The sequence below is a fragment of the Bradyrhizobium sp. AUGA SZCCT0283 genome (assembly GCF_018130385.1).
In the GTDB taxonomy this organism is placed as follows: Bacteria; Pseudomonadota; Alphaproteobacteria; order Rhizobiales; family Xanthobacteraceae; genus Bradyrhizobium.
In genome coordinates, this window is the sequence record NZ_JAFCLU010000008.1 from 76874 (window position 1) to 97787 (window position 20914).

The 20914-nt window shown below is 62.6% G+C and carries 16 protein-coding genes; 3 read left to right on the plus strand and 13 right to left on the minus strand.

Annotation, left to right across the window (positions count from 1 at the left end):
- Window positions 1–250: 250 nt before the first annotated feature.
- Genes JQ624_RS13430 through JQ624_RS13440 form a run of 3 tightly spaced genes read right to left on the minus strand, consistent with a single transcriptional unit; the run spans window position 251 to window position 3794 of the window.
- A complete protein-coding gene (locus JQ624_RS13430; protein WP_212419365.1) occupies window positions 251–982 on the minus strand; it encodes an ABC transporter ATP-binding protein in 732 nt (243 codons plus the stop codon).
- Window positions 979–2748, minus strand: coding sequence for an ABC transporter permease subunit (locus JQ624_RS13435; protein WP_212419366.1), 1770 nt, complete (start codon window positions 2746–2748; stop codon window positions 979–981). Before JQ624_RS13435 ends, JQ624_RS13430 begins: the two co-directional genes overlap by 4 nt.
- 5 nt (window positions 2749–2753) lie before the next feature.
- Window positions 2754–3794, minus strand: coding sequence for a branched-chain amino acid ABC transporter permease (locus JQ624_RS13440; protein WP_212419367.1), 1041 nt, complete (start codon window positions 3792–3794; stop codon window positions 2754–2756).
- A 175-nt stretch (window positions 3795–3969) separates the two neighbouring features.
- Between JQ624_RS13440 and JQ624_RS13445 the strand changes: the two genes are divergently transcribed.
- The gene (locus JQ624_RS13445) at window positions 3970–4500 is read left to right on the plus strand and encodes a MarR family winged helix-turn-helix transcriptional regulator (protein WP_212419368.1); all 531 of its coding nucleotides are present in this window, start codon (window positions 3970–3972) and stop codon (window positions 4498–4500) included.
- A 9-nt stretch (window positions 4501–4509) separates the two neighbouring features.
- On the opposite strand, the gene JQ624_RS13450 is transcribed toward JQ624_RS13445, so the two are convergent.
- The 10 genes from JQ624_RS13450 to JQ624_RS13495 all read right to left on the minus strand — a co-directional run bounded on the left by JQ624_RS13450 (window position 4510) and on the right by JQ624_RS13495 (window position 16652).
- Window positions 4510–6657 (minus strand): EAL domain-containing protein, encoded by a 2148-nt coding sequence (locus tag JQ624_RS13450; protein ID WP_212419369.1) that lies wholly within the window; start codon window positions 6655–6657, stop codon window positions 4510–4512.
- Between the two features lie 181 nt (window positions 6658–6838).
- Complete coding sequence (locus JQ624_RS13455) at window positions 6839–8128, minus strand: glycerate kinase (RefSeq protein WP_212419370.1); 1290 nt, start codon at window positions 8126–8128, stop codon at window positions 6839–6841.
- A gap of 129 nt (window positions 8129–8257) precedes the next feature.
- A complete protein-coding gene (locus JQ624_RS13460; RefSeq protein WP_212419371.1) occupies window positions 8258–9484 on the minus strand; it encodes an ABC transporter substrate-binding protein in 1227 nt (408 codons plus the stop codon).
- 159 nt (window positions 9485–9643) lie between these two features.
- Window positions 9644–10873 (minus strand): ABC transporter substrate-binding protein, encoded by a 1230-nt coding sequence (locus JQ624_RS13465; RefSeq protein WP_212419372.1) that lies wholly within the window; start codon window positions 10871–10873, stop codon window positions 9644–9646.
- A 180-nt stretch (window positions 10874–11053) separates the two neighbouring features.
- Window positions 11054–12283, minus strand: coding sequence for an ABC transporter substrate-binding protein (locus tag JQ624_RS13470; RefSeq protein ID WP_212419373.1), 1230 nt, complete (start codon window positions 12281–12283; stop codon window positions 11054–11056).
- A gap of 18 nt (window positions 12284–12301) precedes the next feature.
- Complete coding sequence (locus tag JQ624_RS13475; protein ID WP_212419374.1) at window positions 12302–13315, minus strand: branched-chain amino acid ABC transporter permease; 1014 nt, start codon at window positions 13313–13315, stop codon at window positions 12302–12304.
- Between the two features lie 2 nt (window positions 13316–13317).
- Window positions 13318–14196 carry a branched-chain amino acid ABC transporter permease gene (locus tag JQ624_RS13480; RefSeq protein ID WP_212419375.1) on the minus strand — a complete coding sequence of 293 codons (879 nt, stop codon included), beginning with the start codon at window positions 14194–14196 and terminating at the stop codon, window positions 13318–13320.
- Window positions 14197–14208: 12 nt separating this feature from the next.
- The gene (locus JQ624_RS13485; RefSeq protein ID WP_212419376.1) at window positions 14209–14922 is read right to left on the minus strand and encodes an ABC transporter ATP-binding protein; all 714 of its coding nucleotides are present in this window, start codon (window positions 14920–14922) and stop codon (window positions 14209–14211) included.
- Window positions 14919–15716 (minus strand): ABC transporter ATP-binding protein, encoded by a 798-nt coding sequence (locus JQ624_RS13490; protein ID WP_212419377.1) that lies wholly within the window; start codon window positions 15714–15716, stop codon window positions 14919–14921. The genes JQ624_RS13485 and JQ624_RS13490 overlap by 4 nt, the downstream gene beginning before the upstream one ends.
- 69 nt (window positions 15717–15785) lie before the next feature.
- Entirely contained in the window at window positions 15786–16652 is an 867-nt protein-coding gene (locus tag JQ624_RS13495) for an IclR family transcriptional regulator (protein ID WP_212419378.1), read from the minus strand.
- A 181-nt stretch (window positions 16653–16833) separates the two neighbouring features.
- Here JQ624_RS13495 and JQ624_RS13500 point away from each other — a divergent pair, with 181 nt between their 5' ends.
- Together JQ624_RS13500 and pimA are read left to right on the plus strand one after the other, a co-directional pair.
- On the plus strand, window positions 16834–18930 hold the full coding sequence (locus tag JQ624_RS13500) for a 3-hydroxyacyl-CoA dehydrogenase NAD-binding domain-containing protein (RefSeq protein WP_212419379.1): 2097 nt from the start codon (window positions 16834–16836) through the stop codon (window positions 18928–18930).
- A gap of 127 nt (window positions 18931–19057) precedes the next feature.
- Window positions 19058–20743, plus strand: a complete 1686-nt coding sequence (gene pimA, locus JQ624_RS13505; protein WP_212419380.1) for a dicarboxylate--CoA ligase PimA — start codon at window positions 19058–19060, stop codon at window positions 20741–20743.
- The last annotated feature ends 171 nt before the right edge of the window (window positions 20744–20914 follow it).

Genomic DNA, 20914 nt, shown 5'->3' on the forward strand with positions numbered 1-20914 from the left:
GTTTTTGATATGAAAACGCAATGGACTCGCCGGCTGGGCCGGTTGGAGATGCGCTTAAAGATAGATGTTGATCGGTCGCCGTTATCAGAGCTGGCTTGTTCTAGGCCAATTCCTGCGAATACTGATTGGATACCAAGCCCGTGGACGTCGCTCATTGGCGCGTTTCAGACGTCACGCGATTTCCAACTTAAGTCCGGAATGCGCACCAGGGCGGACGTCCACCGACCACTCTGAATTTGCGGGTCGCCCCCTAGATCCCGCTCGCGCCCTCGTGCTGGAAGCCGAGATAGCTCGCCGCGACGCGCTGGTTGGACGCGATATCCTTTGCCGATCCGCTCAGGATGAATTCGCCGAGCTCCATGACATAGGCGCGGTCGGCGATCTGCAGGGCGGCTTGCGCGTTCTGCTCGACCAGCAGCACCGAGACGCCGGCGGCGCGCAGTTCGCCGATGGTGCGGAAGATGTCGGCGACGATGATCGGGGCGAGGCCGAGGCTCGGCTCGTCCAGCATCAACAGTTTGGGCGCGCCCATCAGGGCGCGGCCCATCGCCAGCATCTGCTGCTCGCCGCCCGACAGCGTGCCGGCCAGCTGCTTGCGCCGCTCCTTCAGCCGCGGAAACAGCGTGTAGACTTTTTCGAACGATCTTGCCGCCGTGGCCTTCGGAATCCGGAAGGCACCGAGCTCCAGATTGTCCTCGACGTTCATGGTGCCGAACAATTCGCGGTGCTCGGGCACCAGACAGAGGCCCGCCGCGACGCGGTCCTCGATGTCGAGCGGGGCCATGTCGGTGCCTGCAAAGGCGGTGGCGCCCTTGAGCGGCAGCACGCCCATGATGGCGTTCAGCAGCGTGGTCTTGCCGGCGCCGTTGGCGCCGATGATGGTGACGATCTCATTGTCGGCGACGTCGAGCGAAACCGAACGCACGGCTTCGACCTTGCCGTAGGAAACATGGGCGTCGGAGACCGATAACAGCGCGCTCATGCGGTAGCTCCGAGATAGGCCTTGATCACATCGGGGTTGGTCTTGATCGCGGCCGGCGTGCCCTCGGCGATCTTGGTGCCGAAATCCAGCACCACGATGCGGTCGGCGAGATCCATCACAAAACCCATGTCGTGCTCGACCAGCAGCACCGACATGCCGCCGTCGCGCAATTGACGGAGTAGCGCAGCGAGCCGCTGCTTCTCCATGTGACGAAGTCCCGCGGCCGGCTCGTCGAGCAGCAGCAGGAGCGGATCGACGCATAGCGCGCGCGCAATCTCGACGATGCGCTGCTGGCCGAGCGACAGGCTTCCGGCCAGTTGGTCGATCTGGTCGCCAAGGCCGACGCGCTCGATCTGGCGCGCGGCTTCCGCCAGCAGTTTCGCCTCATCGGCGCGGTCCAGCCGGAACATGCTTGATATCGCGCCCGAAGACCCGCGCAGATGCGCGCCGATCGCGACGTTCTCCAGCACGGTCATGTCGGGCACCAGCTTGACGTGCTGGAAGGTTCTGCTGACGCCGAGTTTGACCACTTCCTGCGGCGGCGCGTTGTCGACCTTGTGGCCGAGCACCGAGATGGTGCCGCCGGTCGTCGTCAGCACGCCCGTGATCAGGTTGAAGGTCGTGCTCTTGCCGGCGCCGTTGGGCCCGATCAGGGCGACGATCTCGCGGGCCTGGACGTCGAACGAGACGTCGTTGACCGCGATCACGCCGCCGAACTGTTTTCGCGCCTTTTCGATCTGCAGCAGCACGGCAGCAGAGGCCGGCGTGCGCTCGCGCTTGGCAAGCGGAAGCGACGTATCGGGGATCTTGCGGCCCGGCTTGAGCGGCAACCTAGCCATCAGCCATGGCCAGACGCCGGTCGGCGCCAGTTGCAGCAGCACGACCAGCAGGATGCCGAACACGATGGTCTCGAGCTGGCTCTGGCCGCCAAAGACATACGGCAGATAGCTCTGCAGCACCTCCTTCAGGATCACGACGATACCGGCGCCGAGCACCGCGCCCCAGACGTAACCGGCGCCGCCGACCACGGCGATGAACAGATATTCGATGCCGGCCTGGGCGCCGAACGGCGTCGGGTTGGCGGCGCGCTGGAAATGCGCATAGAGCCAGCCGGACAGGCCGGCGAGTACCGCCGCATAGATGAACACCAAAAGCTTGGCGCGCGGCGTCTGCACGCCGAACGCTTCGCCGGCGATATGCCCGCGCCGCAGCGCGCGGATCGCGCGGCCGGTGCGGGAGTCCAACAGGTTCATGGTCAGCAATGCCGAGATCAGTACCCCGATCCAGATCGCGAAATAGATCGAGCCGGGATCGAGCATCCGGAAGCTGCCGATCGAGAGCGGCGGGATGCCCGAGATGCCGTCATTGCGGCCGAGGAATTCCAGCTTGCTGAACAGATAGAACAGGCCGATGCCCCAGGCGATGGTGCCGAGCGGCAGATAATGGCCGGATAGCCGCACCGTGACGATGCCGAGCAGGACGGCGGCGATGCCGCTGACCAGCAGCGCGAGCGGCAGCGTCAGCCACGGCGAAAAACCGTAGGCAGTCGTCAGCACCGCTGTGGTGTAAGCGCCGAAACCGCAAAAGGCGGCCTGGCCGAACGAGGTGAGGCCGCCGACGCCGGTGAGCAGCACCAGCCCCATCGCCACCAGCGCGGCGAGGCCGATATTGTTGAGCAGCACGATCCAGAACGGCGGGACGCCCGGAATGAACGGGATCGCCGCCATGACAGCTGCGAAGATGATGACAGGAAGCCGCTGATGCATGGCCGTCAGTCCTTCTCTTCCTCGACCGCGGGCGCTGCGAGCGAACGCAGCACCAGCACGGGAAGGATCAGCGTAAAGACGATGACCTCCTTGAAATTGCTGGCGTAGAACGAGGAAAAGGCCTCGACGCTGCCGACGATCAAGGCCGCCACCGCGGTCAGCGGATAGCTCACGAGACCGCCGATGATCGCGGCAATGAAACCTTTCAGACCGATCAGGAAACCGGTGTCGTAATAGAGCGTGGTGATCGGCACGATCAGGATGCCGGAAATCGCGCCGATCAGGGACGCCAGCAGAAACGCGATCTGTCCCGACAGCGTGGTGCGGATGCCGACGAGGCGGGCGCCGAGCCGGTTGACGGCGGTGGCGCGCAGCGCCTTGCCCATCAGCGTGAAGCCAAAGAACAGCCAGAGTGCTATGATGAAGCCAATCGTCAGCCCGTAGACCGCAAGGCTCTGGCCGGTGAAGCGCAACGGACCGATCGTCAGTGCCGCGTTCGACAAAGCTGGACCGCGCAGGCCCTCGGCGCCGAAGAACACCAGGCCCAGGCCCTGCAAGGCGAGATGACAGCCGACGGACGCGATCAGTAGCACCAGCACCGAGGTATGGGCGATCGGCTGGAATGCGATGCGGTAGAGGAACAGTCCGATCGCCGCGACGATCAAAAGCGACAGCGCGATGTTGACCGCGATCGGGGCCTTGGGGCTGGCGAACCCGTAGGCCAGGGCCAGGATCGCGGCCGGAAGAACGATGTTGAGGGCAAAGGCGCGCGCGACCCGCTTGAGCCGCAGCGATCGCCGCGCGTCAAACAGGTCGAGAGCAAGGGCGACCAAGCCCATCGCCATTGCGAGCCACGCGGTGCCCGGCACCTTGCCGGTCGCCAGCACGGCGTAGCTGAGCGCGCCGTAGGTGACGAATTCGCCCTGCGGGATCAGGATGACGCGGGTGACGGCAAACACCAGCACCAGCGCAAGCCCGAGCAGCGCATAGATCGCGCCATTGGTGATGCCGTCCTGCAGCAGGAACAGCATGATCGTCGTGTTCAAGACTGGCGCTCCCCCTAAAAGCGTCGCCGGTCCTGACCTCCTGCGGTCCGCCGGCCGTCCCATATCTCGGCAGTTGAAAGCCGCCGATATTTGATATATTCAATAACAATTATCAAATATAACATCAAGGGCCCGGCCGCCGGCCAAGCCCTTTTTCGGGTGCGAGCCTCACGCCATGACAGTTTCCAAGGCAGCGACCGATGCCGTCAAGCCGCCGCGCAACAACGGCAAGGAAATTGCGGGCGGCGCTGCGGACGGCGCCGCGGACAATGCCGGGCTGCAACTGGGCGAGCTGGCCGAACTGCTCGGCTATTCGCTCAAGCGTGCGCAGCTCAAGGTATTCGAGGACTTCCTGCGCTGCGTCGCGCCGCTGCAACTGACGCCGGCGCAATTCTCGGTGCTGCTGCTGCTCGACCGCAACCCCGGACGCAACCAGACCGAAATCGCCAACACGCTCGGCATCCTCAGGCCGAATTTCGTGTCGATGCTGGATGCGCTGGAGAGCCGCGGCCTGTGCGTCCGGATGCGCTCGACCAACGACCGCCGCTCGCACATCCTGGTTCTGACCGACAAGGGAAGGGCGGTGCTGGCGCGCGCCAAGAAACTCGTTGCCAGCAAGCACGAGGCGCGGCTCAATGAATTGCTGGGCCCGGCCAACCGCATAGCCCTGCTCGAAATGCTGTCGAAGATCGCGACGGAGTTCTGAGCGGCGCGATCAGGCCGCGACGATACGGCCTTGAGCCTCACGCGGGCCGCGTCCCGACAGGAATTGCCGCTCGATCTCGGCGGCGGGAAGCGGCCGGCTGAACAGGAAGCCCTGCATCTCCGTGCATCCCTCGGAAGCGATGCTGTGGAGCTGCTCTGCGGTTTCCACGCCCTCGGCGGTAGCCGTCATGCCCATGCCGTTGGCGAGCGCGGCAACCGCCCGCACGATGTTGAGCGAGCTTGAATTCTCGGTGATGTTCTTGACGAACGAGCGGTCGATCTTGATCTTGTCGAACGGAAAGCTCTGCAAGTAGGTCAGCGACGAATATCCGGTGCCGAAATCGTCCATCGCGATCCGGATTCCGAGCGCCCGCAACTGATGCAGCACCGCGAGCGTCGCTTCCTTGTTGTGAAGCAATACGCTCTCGGTGATTTCGATCTCCAGCCGCGTGGGCGCCAGACCGGAGGCCGCGAGCGCACTGACGATCACCTGCATCAGGCCGGGACTGCGAAACTGGATCGCTGAAATATTGACGGCGACGTGAAGGTTGTCGGGCCATTGCGCCGCGGTGGCGCAGGCCTGCCGGATGACCCACTCGCCCATCGGGACGATAAAGCCGATCTCTTCGGCCAGCGGAATGAAGTCGGCCGGCGAGATCATTCCCTTGGTCGGATGATTCCAGCGTATCAGGGCCTCGAAGCCGCTGATTTCCTTGCTCGCCAGATTGACGACCGGCTGATAGTGCAGCTCGAATTCGCCTGATGGCAGCGCCTTGCGCAGATCCTGTTCCAGGATGCGGCGGTTCTGCATCTGCAGGTCCATCACGGGTTCGAAGAAGCGGAACGTGCCGCGGCCGTCGCTCTTGGCGCGGTAGAGCGCAAGGTCGGCGTTGCGCAACAATTTGTCGGGGTTCGATCCATCGCCGGGGCCGACCGAAATGCCGATGCTGACGCCGATCACGGCCTGCTGGCCGTCGATGTCATAGGGCTCGCTCAGCGCATCGATGACGCCCTGCGCCAGCGAAGTGGCATCGGCGGGGTCCGCGATCATGGCCTGCACGATCACGAATTCATCGCCTCCCATCCGCGCGATCGTGTCGGCCTCGCCAACGAGTCCGCGCAACCGCTCGGCGACGATCTTCAGCAGCTTGTCGCCGCAGGGATGGCCGAACGTATCGTTCACGGCCTTGAACTGATCGAGGTCGAGATGGTGGACGGCCACCATTTCGCCGCGCTGGACCCTGCTCAGCACGTATTCGAGCCGATCGTTCAACAGCACCCGGTTGGCAAGATCGGTCAGCGCATCGTGGTGCGCCATGTATTCGATCTTGACCTCCGATTGCCGCTGTTCGGTGATGTCTTCATGCGTGGCGACCCAGCCGCCGCCGGGCATCGGGCGGTGACGGATCTTGAACGTGCGTCCGTTCATCAGTTCGACGATGCTGTCTTTCGCCTCGTTGGAAACCGCCACGTTGGTGCGCCAGTGGAGATATTCGTCGCGCGTCATGGCGGGGAAGCTGCCGGCTTCGAACCGCAGGTCGACGATCTCGACCAGCGACATGCCGGGGCTGACGCGCTCGGGCGCGATATCGTACATCTCGACGAAACGATCGTTGCAGACGATCAGGCGGTGGTCGGAATCGAAGAAGCAAAGCCCCTGCGACATGTTGTTGATGGCGGTGTCGAACTGGAAGTTCCTGACGCGCAGCGTCTCTTCCTGCTCCTTGCCGAGTTCGTATTGTTTTTTCAGCCGGGCATTGAGCTCTTCACGCTCGGTGATGTCCTCGTGGGTCGCCATCCCGCCGCCGCCGGGCACCGGGTAGACGGTGTAGGCAATGATCCGGCCGTCAGCAAACTCCTGCACCGTGGTGTCGAGTGCGATGTCGCGGCCGACGCGCTCACGGATGTAATCATCGGGGGCGACCGGCACCTTCAGGCCGAGATCCAGCCGATGCCGGATCAGTTCACGGGTCGGTGTGCCTGGCTTCACCTGTTCAGGCGACAGCCCGTACATTTCCCTGTAACGCCCGTTGCAGAAAACGACTTCGCGTTTCTCGTCGAAAATGACGATCCCGAGCGATAAATGATTGATCGCCTCTTCGAGCCGCGCACTCAAGGGCGCTGACTGCGGGACGGTTATCTGGCCGTGATCCGTCATTTAGCGTTTCCCCAGCCGCTATTGGCGGCTCTCCTGCTTCAAGGAGAACGGCCATTAGAAGCCCAGGCTGGTGAATTGCATCTTCGAGACCGGCAAATGCGTGCCGGTTCTTCGCAACTTGCTCAACAGAGTGTTAACGCGGTTTTGGCACCTACAGGATGCCGGCAGCCGCCCGGAAAACCTAGGCGGGGTCCACCAAAATCGCCCTGACGTCATTGACGTTGGTGAGCGTCGGGCCGGTCAGCAGCAAATCGCCGGTGGCTGAAAAGAACGCGGTGGCGTCGTTGTTGGCAAGATAGGTCGCGGGTGAGAGGCCGAGCGACTTCATCTTCGCAAACGTGGTCTGATCGATCACGGCGCCGGCCGGATCGGTCGCGCTGCCGGCGCCGCCGTCGGCGCCGTCGGTGTCCGCGGCCAGCGCCACAATGCCTGAAGTGTCCTTCAGAAGATCCGCCAGCGCCAGCGCATATTCCTGGTTGGGGCCGCCACGGCCATTGCCGCGCACGGTCACCGTGAGTTCGCCGCCCGAAAGGATCGCGATGCGTTTGCCTTCGTTGCGTGCTTTCAGCGCCAGGCGCGCATGAGCGGCCGCGACATCGCGTGCCTCACCTTCGAGATCCGCGCCGAGGCCGATCACCTCGTAGCCGGCATCCTTTGCGACCGTGATGGCCGCGTCGAGCGAAGCCTTCGGCTTCGCAATCATCTCGAATTGGGCACGGGCAAACGCGCCATCGCCGGGCTTGCAGCTCTCATTCCTGGGATCTTCGAGGGCGCGCCTGACGGCATCGTCGACCGTGAGATTATACCTCGCCACCAGCGCGCGGGCGTCCGCCAGCGTACTCGGATCCGGCACCGTCGGCCCCGATGCGATCGCGGACGGATCGTCATGCGGCACGTCGGAGATCGCCAGCGTGACGATTTCGGCGGCGCGCTGGCCGGCGCGGGCCAGCCGTCCGCCCTTGATCCGCGACAGATGCTTGCGGACGATATTCATCTCGCCGATCGGCGCGCCCGAGCGCAACAATGCGCGGTTCACCTGCTGCTTCTGTGCGAACGAAACGCCGTCGGCCGGCGCGATCCAGTTCGCAGAGCCGCCACCGGAGAGCAGCACCAGCAGCAGATCGTCAGCGGTCGCCTCAGCGGCGAGACGCAGCGTGTCGTCGGCGGCTTTCAGCCCGGCTTCGTCGGGCACGGGATGGCCGGCCTCGACGACCCTGATCCGCCGCGTCGGCACGCCGTGGCCGTGCCGCGTGGTGGCAAGGCCGGTCAGTCGTGACGGATCCAGCCCAAGCGCGTCGAGATAATGCCGTTCGGCCGCAGCCGCCATTGCCGCCGCGCCCTTGCCGGCGGCGAGGCAGATCACCTTACCTTTCGGTGTGGGCCGCAGATGCGCCGACAGCACGACGTCGGGATGCGCGGCAGCGACAGCCGCATCAAATATCGCACGCAAGAGGGGTCGCCGGTCGGTCATGATTTCACGAGAACTGCTGCGGGACAGGAGGTCTGGTTATCCATCCAATCGCCGCAAAAGAAAACCCCCGCGAGCGCGCCGCGGGGGCCCTTCCGGCCCGAGAAATGGGCCGATCAGGATTCGAAATGACTAGCCGCCGGCGTCGCTGGAGAGGATTTCGCCAAAGCGTTCCCAGGTCTCGCCTTTGAACCGGATCAGTTGTACCGAAGAAATCGGGGCAAAGTCGGTCGCCGACGTGTTGACCTTGATGCCCGGCAGCAGGCCGCCGAGTTCGAGGTCCTTGATGCTGGCCGCCTGCTTCATGACGTTCTCGCGCGTGAGATTGTCGCCGCAAGCCTTCAGCACGTGCACGAGGCCCTGCGCGACGGTGTAGCCGAACATGACAGACGCATCGGCGCGGTTGGCTTCCGGATAATACTTGTCCAGAAACTCGTTCCAGGCCTTCATGCCCGCATCATCCTTCCACTGCGCATCCGTCGGATCCTTCAGATATTGCGAGGAGATGATGTCCTGGGCGTTCTCCATGCCGGCCGGCTTGATGACGCTGCCGATCGAGGCCGAGACGTTGTTGAGGAAGTGCAGCGGCTTCCAGCCGATCTCGGCGTTCTTCTTGATCGCCTGCGCCGCGAACTTGGGCGTGGTGATGTTGATGAACACGTCGGCGCCGGTCGACTTCAGCTTGACGATGTGGGAGTCGATGGTCGGCTCGGAGACTTCGTAGCTTTCCTCCATGACGATCATCGACGCGGCCTTGGCGCCGAGCCCGTCCTTGAAGCCCTTCAGGTAGTCCTTTCCGTAATCGTCGTTCTGATAGAGGATCGCGACCTTGGCGTTCGGTTTCTCCTTGAGAATGTACTTCGCATAGATCTGCGTTTCGCTCTGGTAGTTGGGCTGCCAGCCCATTGTCCACGGGAAGGTCTTCGGATCGTTCCACTTGGTGGCGCCGGTCGCGACGAACAGTTGCGGTACCTTCTTCGTGTTCAGGTACTTCTGGATCGCGGTGTTCGGCGGCGTACCGAGCGGGTTGAAGATGAGGAGGACTTCATCGCTCTCGACCAGCTTGCGCGCCTGTTCCACCGTCTTCGGCGGGCTGTACGCATCGTCATAGCTGATGAAGTTGATCTTGCGGCCGTTGATGCCGCCCTCGGCGTTGATCTTCTTGAAGTAGGCCTCTTCGGTCTTGCCGATCACGCCGTAGGCGGAAGCCGGTCCGCTGTAGGGCATGATGTTGCCGATCTTGATCTCGGTATCGCTCGCACCGGGATCGTATTTCTTTTGTGCGAGAACGCCGCTCGAAGTTGCCGCGAGTAGTCCAAACGCGGTCGAAACAACCGCAAGTTTTTTCATTGTGGACATTTCTGTCTCTCCCTTTTCATTCATTAAATCCAACCGTCAGGCTCCTTGCACGAAGCTCTTTTAACGGCGTCGTGATTAGCATCTTGCCGCACGCCTCACAACAAAAAGCCCCTGCGGCAAAGCCGCAGGGGCTTTTCTTTAGTAGACTGTTCGGTGGCGTTAACCGCCGACGTCGCCGGAAAGAATTTCGCCGAAGCGCTCCCAGGTGTCGCCCTTGAACTTCATCAGCTGCAATTGCGAGATCGGGGCGAAGTCGGTCGGCGAGGTGTTGACCTTGACCCCAGGCAACAGTCCGCCGAGTTCGAGGTCCTTGATGCTGGCGGCCTGCTTCATGACGTTGGCCCGGGTGAGGTCGTCGCCGCAGGCCTTCAGCACATGCACGAGGCCTTGCGCTACGTTGTAGGCGTACATCACCGCACTGTCGGCGCGATTGGCTTCCGGATAGTACTTGTCCAGGAACTCGTTCCAGGCCTTCATCCCGGCATCGTTCTTCCATTGCGCGTCGGTCGGATCCTTGAAGTATTGCGACGAGATGATGTCCTGTCCATTCTCGAAGCCGGCCGGCTTCATCACGCTGCCGATCGAGGAAGAGACGTTGTTGAGGAAGTGCAGCGGCTTCCAGCCGACCTCGGCGTTCTTCTTGATCGCCTGCGCCGCGAACTTGGGCGTGGTGATGTTAAAGAAGACGTCCGCGCCGGTCGCTTTCATCTTGACGATATGGGAGTCGATCGTCGGCTCGGAGACTTCGTAGCTTTCCTCGATGACGATCAATGAGGCAGCCTTGGCGCCCAGGCCATCCTTGAAGCCCTTCAAATAGTCCTTGCCGTAATCGTCGTTCTGATAGAGCACCGCGATCTTGGCGTTCGGATGGTTCTTCAGAATGTACTTGGCGTAGATCTGCGACTCGCTCTGGTAGTTGGGCTGCCAGCCCATGGTCCAGGGAAAGTCCTTGGGGTCGTTCCACTTGGTGGCGCCGGTCGCGACGAACAGTTGCGGCACCTTCTTGGTGTTGAGGTATTTCTGAATCGCAGTGTTCGGCGGCGTGCCGAGCGAATTGAAGACCAGCAGGACTTCGTCACTCTCGACCAGCTTGCGGGCCTGCTCCACGGTCTTCGGCGGGCTGTAGGCATCGTCATAGCTGATGAAGTTGATCTTGCGGCCGTTGATGCCGCCCTCGGCGTTGACCTTCCTGAAATAGGCCTCTTCGGTTTTTCCGATCACGCCGTAGGCGGAGGCCGGTCCGCTGTACGGCATGATGTTGCCGATCTTGATTTCGGTGTCGGTGGCGCCGGTGTCGTATCTCTTTTGTGCCAATGCGCCGCTGCTGGTCGCGGCAAGCAATGCGAGGGCTGCCGCAACGGCTCCCAGTCGCAAGTTGATAACGGACATTTTGATCTCCCTGGGATCACGATGGATGTGTCATCTTCTTTTTGTTTGGAGCGCTTGGCGGCTCTTGGATCGCATTGAATACCTTTCGGCCCCGTCCAGCAACAAAAAGCCCCCCGCGACGGCGTCCCGGGGGGCGATATTTAGTCGGATACCGCGGGCAACTGCCCGCGGGACGGAATATTAATTAGTTGCCGCCTCGCCGCTGATGACGTCACCGAACAGGTCCCACTTCTCGCCCTTGAAGCGCATCATCTGAAGCTGCTCGATCGGGGCGAAGTCGGTGGCCGACGTGTTGATCCTGACGCCCGGCAGGAGCGTATCGGGCGTGAAGTCCTTCAGGTTCGCAGCCTGCTTCATGATGTTGGCGCGGGTCAGGTCGTCGCCGCACATTTCGAGGATCCTGGTCAGGGTCTGGGCTGCGCCATAGCCGTAGACCACCGAACTGTTGAGCCGGTCGGCCTCGGGATAGTACTTGTCGAGCAGGGCGAAAAAATTCTTCATTCCGGCGTCGTCTTTCCACTGCGGATCGGCGGCGTCCTTGGCGTAGGCAGCCGAGAGCAGGCCCTGCGCGTTTTCGAAGCCCGCGGGCTTGATCACGCTGCCGACTGAAGCCGAGACATTGGCCACGATCTGGAGCGCCTTCCAGTCGATCTCGGCCATCTTCTTGATGGTCTGCGCCGCGAATTTCGGCGTCGTGATGCTGATCAGGACGTCCGCGCCGCTGGCCTTGAGCTTGACGATATGATTGTCAATCGTCGGCTCCGAGATCTCGTAGCTTTCCTCGGCGATGATGGCTGATGCCTTGGCGCCGAAACCGTCCTTCAGGCCCTTGAGGTAGTCCTTGCCGAAATCGTCGTTCTGATAGAACACGGCGATCTTGGCGTCCGGCTTTTCCTTCATCAGGTATTTCGCATAGATCAGCCCTTCGCTCTGATAGCTGGGCTGCCATCCGATGGTCCACGGAAAATGCTTCGGATCGTTCCACTTGGTAGCACCGGTGGCGACGAACAGTTGCGGCACCTTCTTGGCGTTCAGATATTTCTGGATCGCACTGTTGGACGGCGTGCCGAGCGGATTGAACACCACCAGCACCTCATCGCTCTCGACGAGCTTGCGTACCTGTTCGACGGCCTTCGGCGGACTGTAGGCATCGTCATAGGAAACGAACTTGATCTTGCGCCCGTTGATGCCGCCGTTTTCGTTGACCATCTTGAAGTAGGCTTCTTCGGTCTTGCCGATGACGCCATAGGCGGAGGCAGGGCCGCTGTAGGGCACGATGTGACCGATCTTGATTTCGGTATCGGTCGCACCGGTGTCATACTTCTTTTGGGCGAGTGCACTGCCGTTTGTGGCAGCGAAAGTGACGAGCGCCGTCCAGAAGGCGGCGCTTCTTATTATTGCCGAACGCATTTCTTCTCCTGAGTGAGGTTACTTTTTCAGCTTTCCGATCAGTTGTTGCGCAACTATCGCGACCTGCCTGGCGCCGTGCGGCACGAGGAAGATGACAAGGAACAGAAGCACGCCGAATACGGCGCCGGAAAGGCCCTTCGAGATTCCTTCGGCGATGTTCGGCACGAAGATGATGAAGGCGGCGCCAACGAACGATCCCGGCAGCCAGCCGACGCCGCCGACGACCATGCCGAGGAACAGCGAGATCGCCAGCAAAATGGTGTAGCTGTCCGGCGCCACGAACTGCACCGCGATGGCCCCTAAGCCGCCGGCAACGCCGGTGATGCCGGCTGAAACGCCGAACGCCAGCGTCTTGTACAGCGCGACGTCGACGCCCATGGCGGAAGCCGCGATCTCGTTGTCACGGATCGCCATGAAGGCGCGGCCCGAGCGCGACCGCAGCAAATTGACCGAGGCGATATAGATTCCGATCGTGATCGCGAGCGTGAAATAATAAAGCCACATGTCTTGCGACATCGGCAGGCCGAACGGCGCATCTGGCTTGGTGACGACGAGGCCCTGCACGCCGCCGGTCCAGTGCTCAAAGAAGCCGAGTTTCAGGATTTGTGGCATCGCGGTGGCCAAGGCGAACGTCGCCAGCGCGAGATACACGCCAGAAAGCCGCAGCGCCGGCTGGCCGAAGGCGAAGCCGAACGCGAAGCAGATCAGGCCCGCGATCGGCAGCGTCAGCGCGTAGTTCATGCCGGTGTATTCGATCAGGATCGCCGAGGTGTAGGCGCCGACCGCATAGAACGCGCTCTGACCCAGCGAGAACTGGCCGCTGCCGCCGGTCAGAATATTGAGGGCGAGAACGGCCAGGCCGTAGATCAACAGCATCGTCAACTGGAAGATGATGAAGTTTTTGACGAACAGCGGCACGATAAGCAGCGCTACGAGCACCACCAGCGAGGTGCCCAGGCCGAGCGTCATGGCTCGCTTCGGAACGGCCTCGACGGCCGGTGCTTCTGTGACGACGTCTTCGACAGCGCTCATGACTAAACTCGCTTCACGATGGGCCGGCCAAACAGCCCAGCCGGTTTGACGACCAATACGGTGATGATCAGCGCAAGCGCGATCGGCAGTTTCAACTCGTTACCGACGCCGGGAATGTAGGTCCCGGCCAGATTCTCGAAGATGCCGACCAGGAAGCCGCCGACCACGGCGCCGAGCGGTGAGGTCAGGCCGCCGAGCACGGCCGCGGCGAAGCCGTAGATCAGCACGCCCAACATCATGTTCGGTTCCAGGAACACGACAGGCGCGATCAGGATGCCGGCGATCGAGCCGATCGCGGCCGCCATGCCCCAGCCGAGCGCGATCATCCAGGACGTATTGATGCCGACCAGGCGCGCCGATTCGGGCAGCGAAGCCGCGGCTCGCATGGCAAGGCCTATCCGCGTGTACTGGAAGAACAGGAACAGCAGGATCAGCAGCAGCACGGTGACGCCGATCATGCCGGCCTGGTGGGTCGAGATCAGCTGGCTGCCGAGGAAGGGCGATGATCCGAACGGCGTCGGATACTGCTTGATGGTGAAATCCCAGATCAGGCCCGCGAAGCTGTTGATGATCCCATACAACGCGATGAAGCCGGCAACGTTAGTCAGAATCGGCGCTTTCGCCAGCGGCTTGAACAACAGCCGCTCAATGGCAATGCCGCCGGCGAAGGAGAACGCCAAGGTGAGCAGGAACGCCCACCAGTAGGGCACGCCCCACTGCATCAGTTGCCAAGAAATAAAGGTCGAGAACATCGCCATTTCGCCCTGGGCGAAGTTCAGATGATCGATCGCCTGGTAGATCATAACCACGGCGAGCGCCATACAGGCGTAAATTGCGCCTGTGGCAATGCCGGCCAGGACTTGGTTGGTAAACAGCTCCATGGCGGCCGCTCCTCAATAACCCAGATAGGATTTACGGATGTCTTCGTTGTTCGCGATTTCGGCAGCACTGCCCGACATCACGATGCGTCCGGTTTCGATCACATAGGCCTGGTCGGCGAGTTCCAGCGCCAGTTGCGCGTTCTGCTCCACCACCAGGATGGTGACCTTGTCCTCGCGGTTGATCTTGCCGAGAATCTTGAACAGCTCGCGCACGATCAGGGGCGCCAGGCCGAACGACGGCTCGTCCAGCAGCATCAGCCGCGGACGCAGCATCAGCGCACGCGCGACCGCGAGCATCTGCTGCTCGCCGCCCGACAGCGTGCCGGCCTGCTGGGTATGCCGTTCCTTCAGCACCGGGAAGTGCTCGTACATGCGTTCGATGTCGGCAACCACGCCCTTCTTGTCGTTGCGGGTGATGGCCCCTAACTGCAGGTTTTCCTCCACCGTCATGGTGGTGAAGGTGCCGCGGCCCTGCGGCACATGCGCGATGCCGAGACGGACGACGTTTTCGGTCGAGCGGCCGGAGAGCGGCTTGCCCTCGAACTCGATCGCACCCGTCGAACGCACCATGTTGCAGATCGCGCGCAAGGTGGTGGTCTTGCCGGCGCCGTTGGCGCCGAGCAGCGTGGTCAGCGAGCCCTCATTGAGGGCGAAGCTGAGGCCATGAAGCGCCTGGACCTGCCCGTAATAGGCGCGGAGATCCTTGACGTTGAGCATCGCGGTCATTGGTCCTTGCTCCCCAGATAGGCTTTGATGACGTCCGGGTCGGCCTGGACCTGGGCCGGTGTTCCTTCGGCGAGCTTGCGGCCGAAGTTGAGTGCGACGACATGGTCGGCGATCGACATCACCAGACCCATGTGATGTTCGACGAGCAGCACGGTCATGTGGCGCTCGTCGCGAATTCGGCGGATCAGGTCGCCGAGCACGTGGACTTCCTCGTGGTTGAGGCCGCCGGCGGGTTCGTCGAGCAGCAGGATCTTGGGATCGGCGGCGAGCGCGCGTGCCAGTTCGACGCGCTTCTGGGTGCCGAAGGGCAGGCCGGAAACCACGGTGTGGGCCACGTCATTGAGATCCAGGTAGTCGAGGATCTCATGGACCTTCTTGTTGACGTCGGCTTCGGTGCGGCGAACCCAGGCGAGCTTCAGCGAGTCCGAGATGATGTCGCTCGAAGTGCGCGCGTGGGTGCCGACGCGAACGTTGTCGAGCACCGAGAGATTGGGAAACAACGCGACGTTCTGGAAGGTGCGGCCGATGCCGATTTCGGCGATCCGGTGCGGCGGGCGCGTCAGGATGCTCGAGCCTTCCATCAGAATATCACCGGAGCTCGGCTGATAGAGTCTGGAAAGGCAATTGAACAGCGTCGTCTTTCCGGCGCCGTTCGGTCCGATGAGGCCGAGGATTGCGCCCTTGTGCATGTCAAAGGACACGCCATTCAACGCGATGATGCCGCCGAACACGACGCTGACGTCGCGAACCGCGAGCAGGGGAGCATTGCCCTGCGCGAGCTGTGCCTGCGTCATCTCGTCCCGCCCGCCCTGATCACGAGGCGGGAATGACCATGCGAACACTTTCGCCGGTCATGGTGAAGGCTACCTGATCCCCTCGGCCAAACGTGCAACTTTCCCTCCTGCTTTCAACTTCTTGTTTTCTGTTTTTTTGGATTGCGGTGCTGCGCCGCCCAGCGCTGCCTCGATTTTCCTTACCATCGTGACAAGGCGAGGTCCAATATCGGTCATCAAGCGATCTTCCGTGAAGCGGAATGCCGGCGCGCCGCAATTGAAGGCATACGGCCCGGTTCCGTCATTGAGCTTCAATGCTACACCCACCGCATGCACGTCGTTCTGCCATTCGCCTGCGGAAATCGCGAAGCCGTATTTCGCCACCGTTTCGCCCGAGCGTTCGATGCCGTCGCGCATCCGAGCCCATCGGCTGCCGTAGTGGTCGCGCAGGTCGCGCAACAAAGAGGCGCGTTCATCGTCCGGCAGTGCCCAGATATAGGCGCGTCCCATCGCCGAAGTCGCAATCGGTACGCGCGAGCCGACGTCGAGCTGTACGCCGAGCGTCAGCCCGTTACGGCTCTGCCCGAAATAGATCATGCTGTGACGGTCGCGTCCGCCGACGGCGACGGCGCCGCCGGTCTCGCGCATCAGTTCTTCACGATAGGGTTCGGACAAATGCCGAACGCCGAGATTGGCCAGCGCGGCATACCCCAGCGCCATGGCTGATGGCGCGAGCTGATACTTCTCGAAGCGCGGAACGGGTGTAAGATAACCGAGCTTGGTCAGGGTGTAGGTCAGCCGGGAAATGGTTGGCTTCGGCAAATTGGTACGGGCGGCGAGTTCTTGATTGCCGAGAAGCCCGTCGTTGGGATGAAATGCGCGCAACACATCAAGTCCGCGGGAAAGCGCGACGACGAAGCTGCGATCAGTCGCCACCTTTTTCCCTGGACGCTTCATTTCCCGCTACTGCTGATGAGCTCGTTGACAACGGACGTGCTTCAAAATAACCCTCCGTGTCAAGATGTGGAATTAAATTTCGCAGTGCGAAATTAGCGAAATCGACCGTAGCTACTCAACGCAAGTTGTGCAGCATCCAAGAACAAACGATCCAGAGAACAAACGATCCAGGGAGAGTCCCGTGAGCGAAGTGGTAAAACTCGAGCGTCATGACGTCATCGCCATCGTCACGGTCAACAGTCCTCCCGTCAACGCGCTGAGCGCTGCCGTGCGCGGCGGTATCTTCGAATGCATGAAGAGCGCGATTGCGGACACGGAAGTTAAGGCAATCGTACTGACCTGTGCAGGCCGGACCTTCATCGCCGGCGCCGACATCACCGAATTCGGCAAGCCGCCGAAGCCGCCCGGCCTCGCCGAAGTGCTTGTCCTGATGGAGAGCTCGCCAAAGCCGATCATTGCCGCGATTCACGGCACGGCGCTCGGCGGCGGCCTCGAAGTCGCTCTGGCATGCCACTATCGCGTCGCCACCAAGGAAGCCAAGCTCGGCCTGCCCGAAGTGAAGCTCGGCCTGCTGCCGGGCGCCGGCGGAACGCAGCGCCTGCCGCGCGCGGTCGGCCCCGAACTCGCGGTCAAGATGATCGTCAGCGGCGATCCGATCGGCGCGGCGGAAGCGCTCAAGAACGGCCTGATCGAGGAAATCGTCGAGGGCCCTGCCGCCGGCGGCGAGGCCTTTGCCCGCAAGGTGCTGGCGGAGAAGCGTCCCTTGCGAAAGCTGCGCGACGACGACTCCAAGCTCGCAGCCGCCAAGGCCGACATTTCGATCTTCACCAATGCGGTCGCCGCGCTGACCAAGAAGGCGCGCGGGCTGGAAGCGCCGTTCGCAGCCGCGGATGCCGTCCGCGCCGCGATCGAACTGCCGTTCGACGAAGGGTTGAAGAAGGAGCGCGAAGGTTTCCTCAAGCTTGTCGCCAGCGACCAGTCGAAAGCGCAGCGCTACGCCTTCTTCTCCGAGCGCGAAGCCGCCAAGATCGCCGGCGTGCCCGAAGGCACCAAACCGCGTCCGGTCGAGCGCGTCGCCATCATCGGCGCCGGCACCATGGGCGGCGGGATCGCGATGTCGTTCGCCAATGCCGGTATTCCGGTGACGCTGATCGAGACCGGCGAAGAGCAGCTCAAGCGCGGCCTGGGCGTGATGCAGAAGAACTACGAGGCGACAGCGGCGCGTGGCGGTATCCCTGCGGATGCGCCGGCCAAGCGCATGGGCCTGATCAACGGCGTCGTTGGCCTGGAGAACGTCAAGGACGCTGACCTGGTGATCGAAGCCGTGTTCGAGACCATGGCGGTCAAGAAGGAAGTATTCGAGGCGCTCGACAAGCACGCCAAGCCGGGCGCGGTGCTCGCTTCCAACACCTCGTACCTCAACATCGACGAGATCGCGAAGGTGACGAAGCGTCCGCAGGACGTGCTCGGCATGCACTTCTTCTCGCCGGCCAACGTGATGAAGCTGTGCGAGATCGTGCGCGCCGACAAGACCGCGCCGGACGCGCTGACGACTGCCGTTTCGATCGCGCGCAAGATCGCAAAGGTGCCGGCCGTGGTCGGCGTCTGCGACGGCTTTGTCGGCAACCGCATGCTGGCGCAGCGCGGCAAGCAGTCGGAAAAGCTGCTGTTCGAGGGCGCGCTGCCGCAGCAGGTCGACGCCGTGGTGACGAAGTTCGGCATGCCGATGGGCCCGTTCGCGATGAGCGATCTCGCCGGCCTCGATATCGGCTGGCGTTCGCGCAAGGACCGCGGCATCAAGTCGGAAATCGCCGACGCGCTGTGCGAGGCCGGACGCTTCGGCCAGAAGACCGGCAAGGGCTATTACAAGTATGAAGCCGGCTCCCGCGCGGCGTTGCCGGATCCGGACGTCGAAAAGCTGATCGACGAGACGCTGCAGCGCCTCGGCCGCAAGAAGCGGGTCGTCAGCGACGACGAGATCCTCGAGCGCATGATGTACCCGATGATCAATGAGGGTGCGCGCATCCTCGAAGAGGGCATCGCGGCGCGGCCGAGCGATATCGACGTGATCTGGCTCTATGGCTATGGCTGGCCGATCTACCGCGGCGGCCCGATGTTCTATGCCGACCAGGTCGGTCTCAAGCACATCGCCGATCGTCTGTCCTACTACGCCAAAGAGACCAACGATCCCTCGCTCGAGCCGGCGCCGCTGCTCAAGCGTCTGGCCGCCGAAGGCAAGACCTTTGCGTCGCTGGCCGCGCAGTCGAAGGCGGCTTGATGGGGCATCGGCCTAATCACGCGTCATTCCGGGGCGCGCGTAGCGCGAACCCGGAATCTCGAGATTCCGGGTTCGCTCGCTGTCCGCGAGCGCCCCGGAATGACCGCTTCTCCTGCCAAGAGCCTCCATGACCCATCCCGGCGAGCAGTTCTATCCGGAAGGCGTCCGCTGGGACGATCCGATCGCGCGCGGCACGCTGCCCGACCTGTTGTCGGCAGCGGCCGCGGAGTTCGGCTCGCGCCCGGCGATTGAATTCCGTGACCGGCCGATAAGTTTTGTCGAACTTGAAGCGCTGGTCGAGACGGCCGCCGGCGCGTTCCTTCGCGCCGGCTACGGCAAGAACAGTTCAGTCGCGCTGTTCCTCGGCAATTCGCCGGATCATCCGGTCAATTTCTTCGGCGCGCTGAAGGCCGGCGCCCGCGTCGTGCACCTGTCGCCGCTCGACGGCGAGATCGCGCTGTCGCACAAGCTCTCGGACTCCGGCGCCCGCGTGCTGGTCACCAGCAATCTCTCGGCACTGTTGCCGACCGCGCTGAAGTTTCTCGACAAGGGGCTGCTCGACGGCCTGATCGTCTGCGAGGACGATCACTGGGGCAAGGCCGGTACGCCGCAGACGGCGCTGCCGGATAACCCCGCGATCATCACCTACCGGCAATTCACCGACGGCGCGGCAAAGCCGGCGCAATGGCCTGCCATCAGTGCCGATGACGTAGCCCTGCTGCAATATACCGGCGGCACCACAGGGCTTCCAAAAGGCGCGATGCTCAGTCACGGCAATCTGACCTCGGCGGTGTCGGTCTATGACGTCTGGGGCAAGCCGTCGCGCGCCGAGCGCAATGCGATCGAGCGCGTGATCTGCGTGCTGCCGCTGTTCCATATCTATGCGTTGACGGTGGTGCTGCTGTCCTCGATCCGGCGCGGCAACCTGATCTCGCTGCATCAACGCTTTGATGTCGAGGCCGTGATGCGCGATATCGAGGTCAAGCGCGCGACCGCCTTTCCGGGCGTGCCGACGATGTGGATCGCGATCGCAGCACTTCCCGATCTCGACAAGCGCGACTTGTCATCGCTGGTCAGCGTTGGCTCGGGCGGTGCACCGCTGCCGGTCGAGGTCGCAAAGATCCTCGAGCGCAGGGTCGGCATGAAGCTGAAGAGCGGCTGGGGCATGACCGAAACCTGCTCACCCGGCACCGCGCACCCGAAGGAAGGGCCGGACAAGCCCGGTTCGATCGGCCTGATGCTGCCGGGCATCGAGATGGACGTGGTGTCGCTGGAGGACCCGACCAGGCTGATGCCGGTGGGCGAGGTTGGCGAAATCCGCATCCGCGGTCCGAACGTCACCAAGGGCTACTGGAACCGGCCGAAGGAAACCGCCGAAGCGTTTGTGGGCGACCGCTTTCTGACCGGCGACATCGGCTACATGGATGCCGACGGCTATTTTTATCTGGTCGACCGCAAGAAGGACATGATCATCTCCGGCGGCTTCAACGTCTATCCGCAGATGATCGAGCAGGCGATCTACACCCATCCTGCCGTGCAGGAAGTGATCGTGATCGGTATCCCCGACGATTACCGCGGCGAGGCCGCCAAAGCCTTCATCAAGCTGCGCGCGGATGCAAAGCCGTTCACGCTGGACGAACTGCGCACCTTCCTCACCGGCAAGCTCGGCAAGCACGAGATTCCGGCCGCCGTCGATTTCGTCGACGAACTGCCGCGCACGCCGGTCGGCAAGCTCTCGCGCCACGAACTGCGCCTGCAGCAATCGCCGTCCGCGCTACCAAAACAACAAGCCGCATCAGGAGGTCGTTCCTAAACTCCGCCGTCGTCCCTGCGAACGCAGGGACCCATACGCCGCGGCCCCGGTTGGGGGCACATGGGGAGACGGCTTTCGTATCATTGGTGCTGGTGGTTATGGGTCCCTGCGTTCGCAGGGACGACGGGATAGAGAGTTTCGCGTTACCAGAGAGTTCTAGTTCGTTCACAG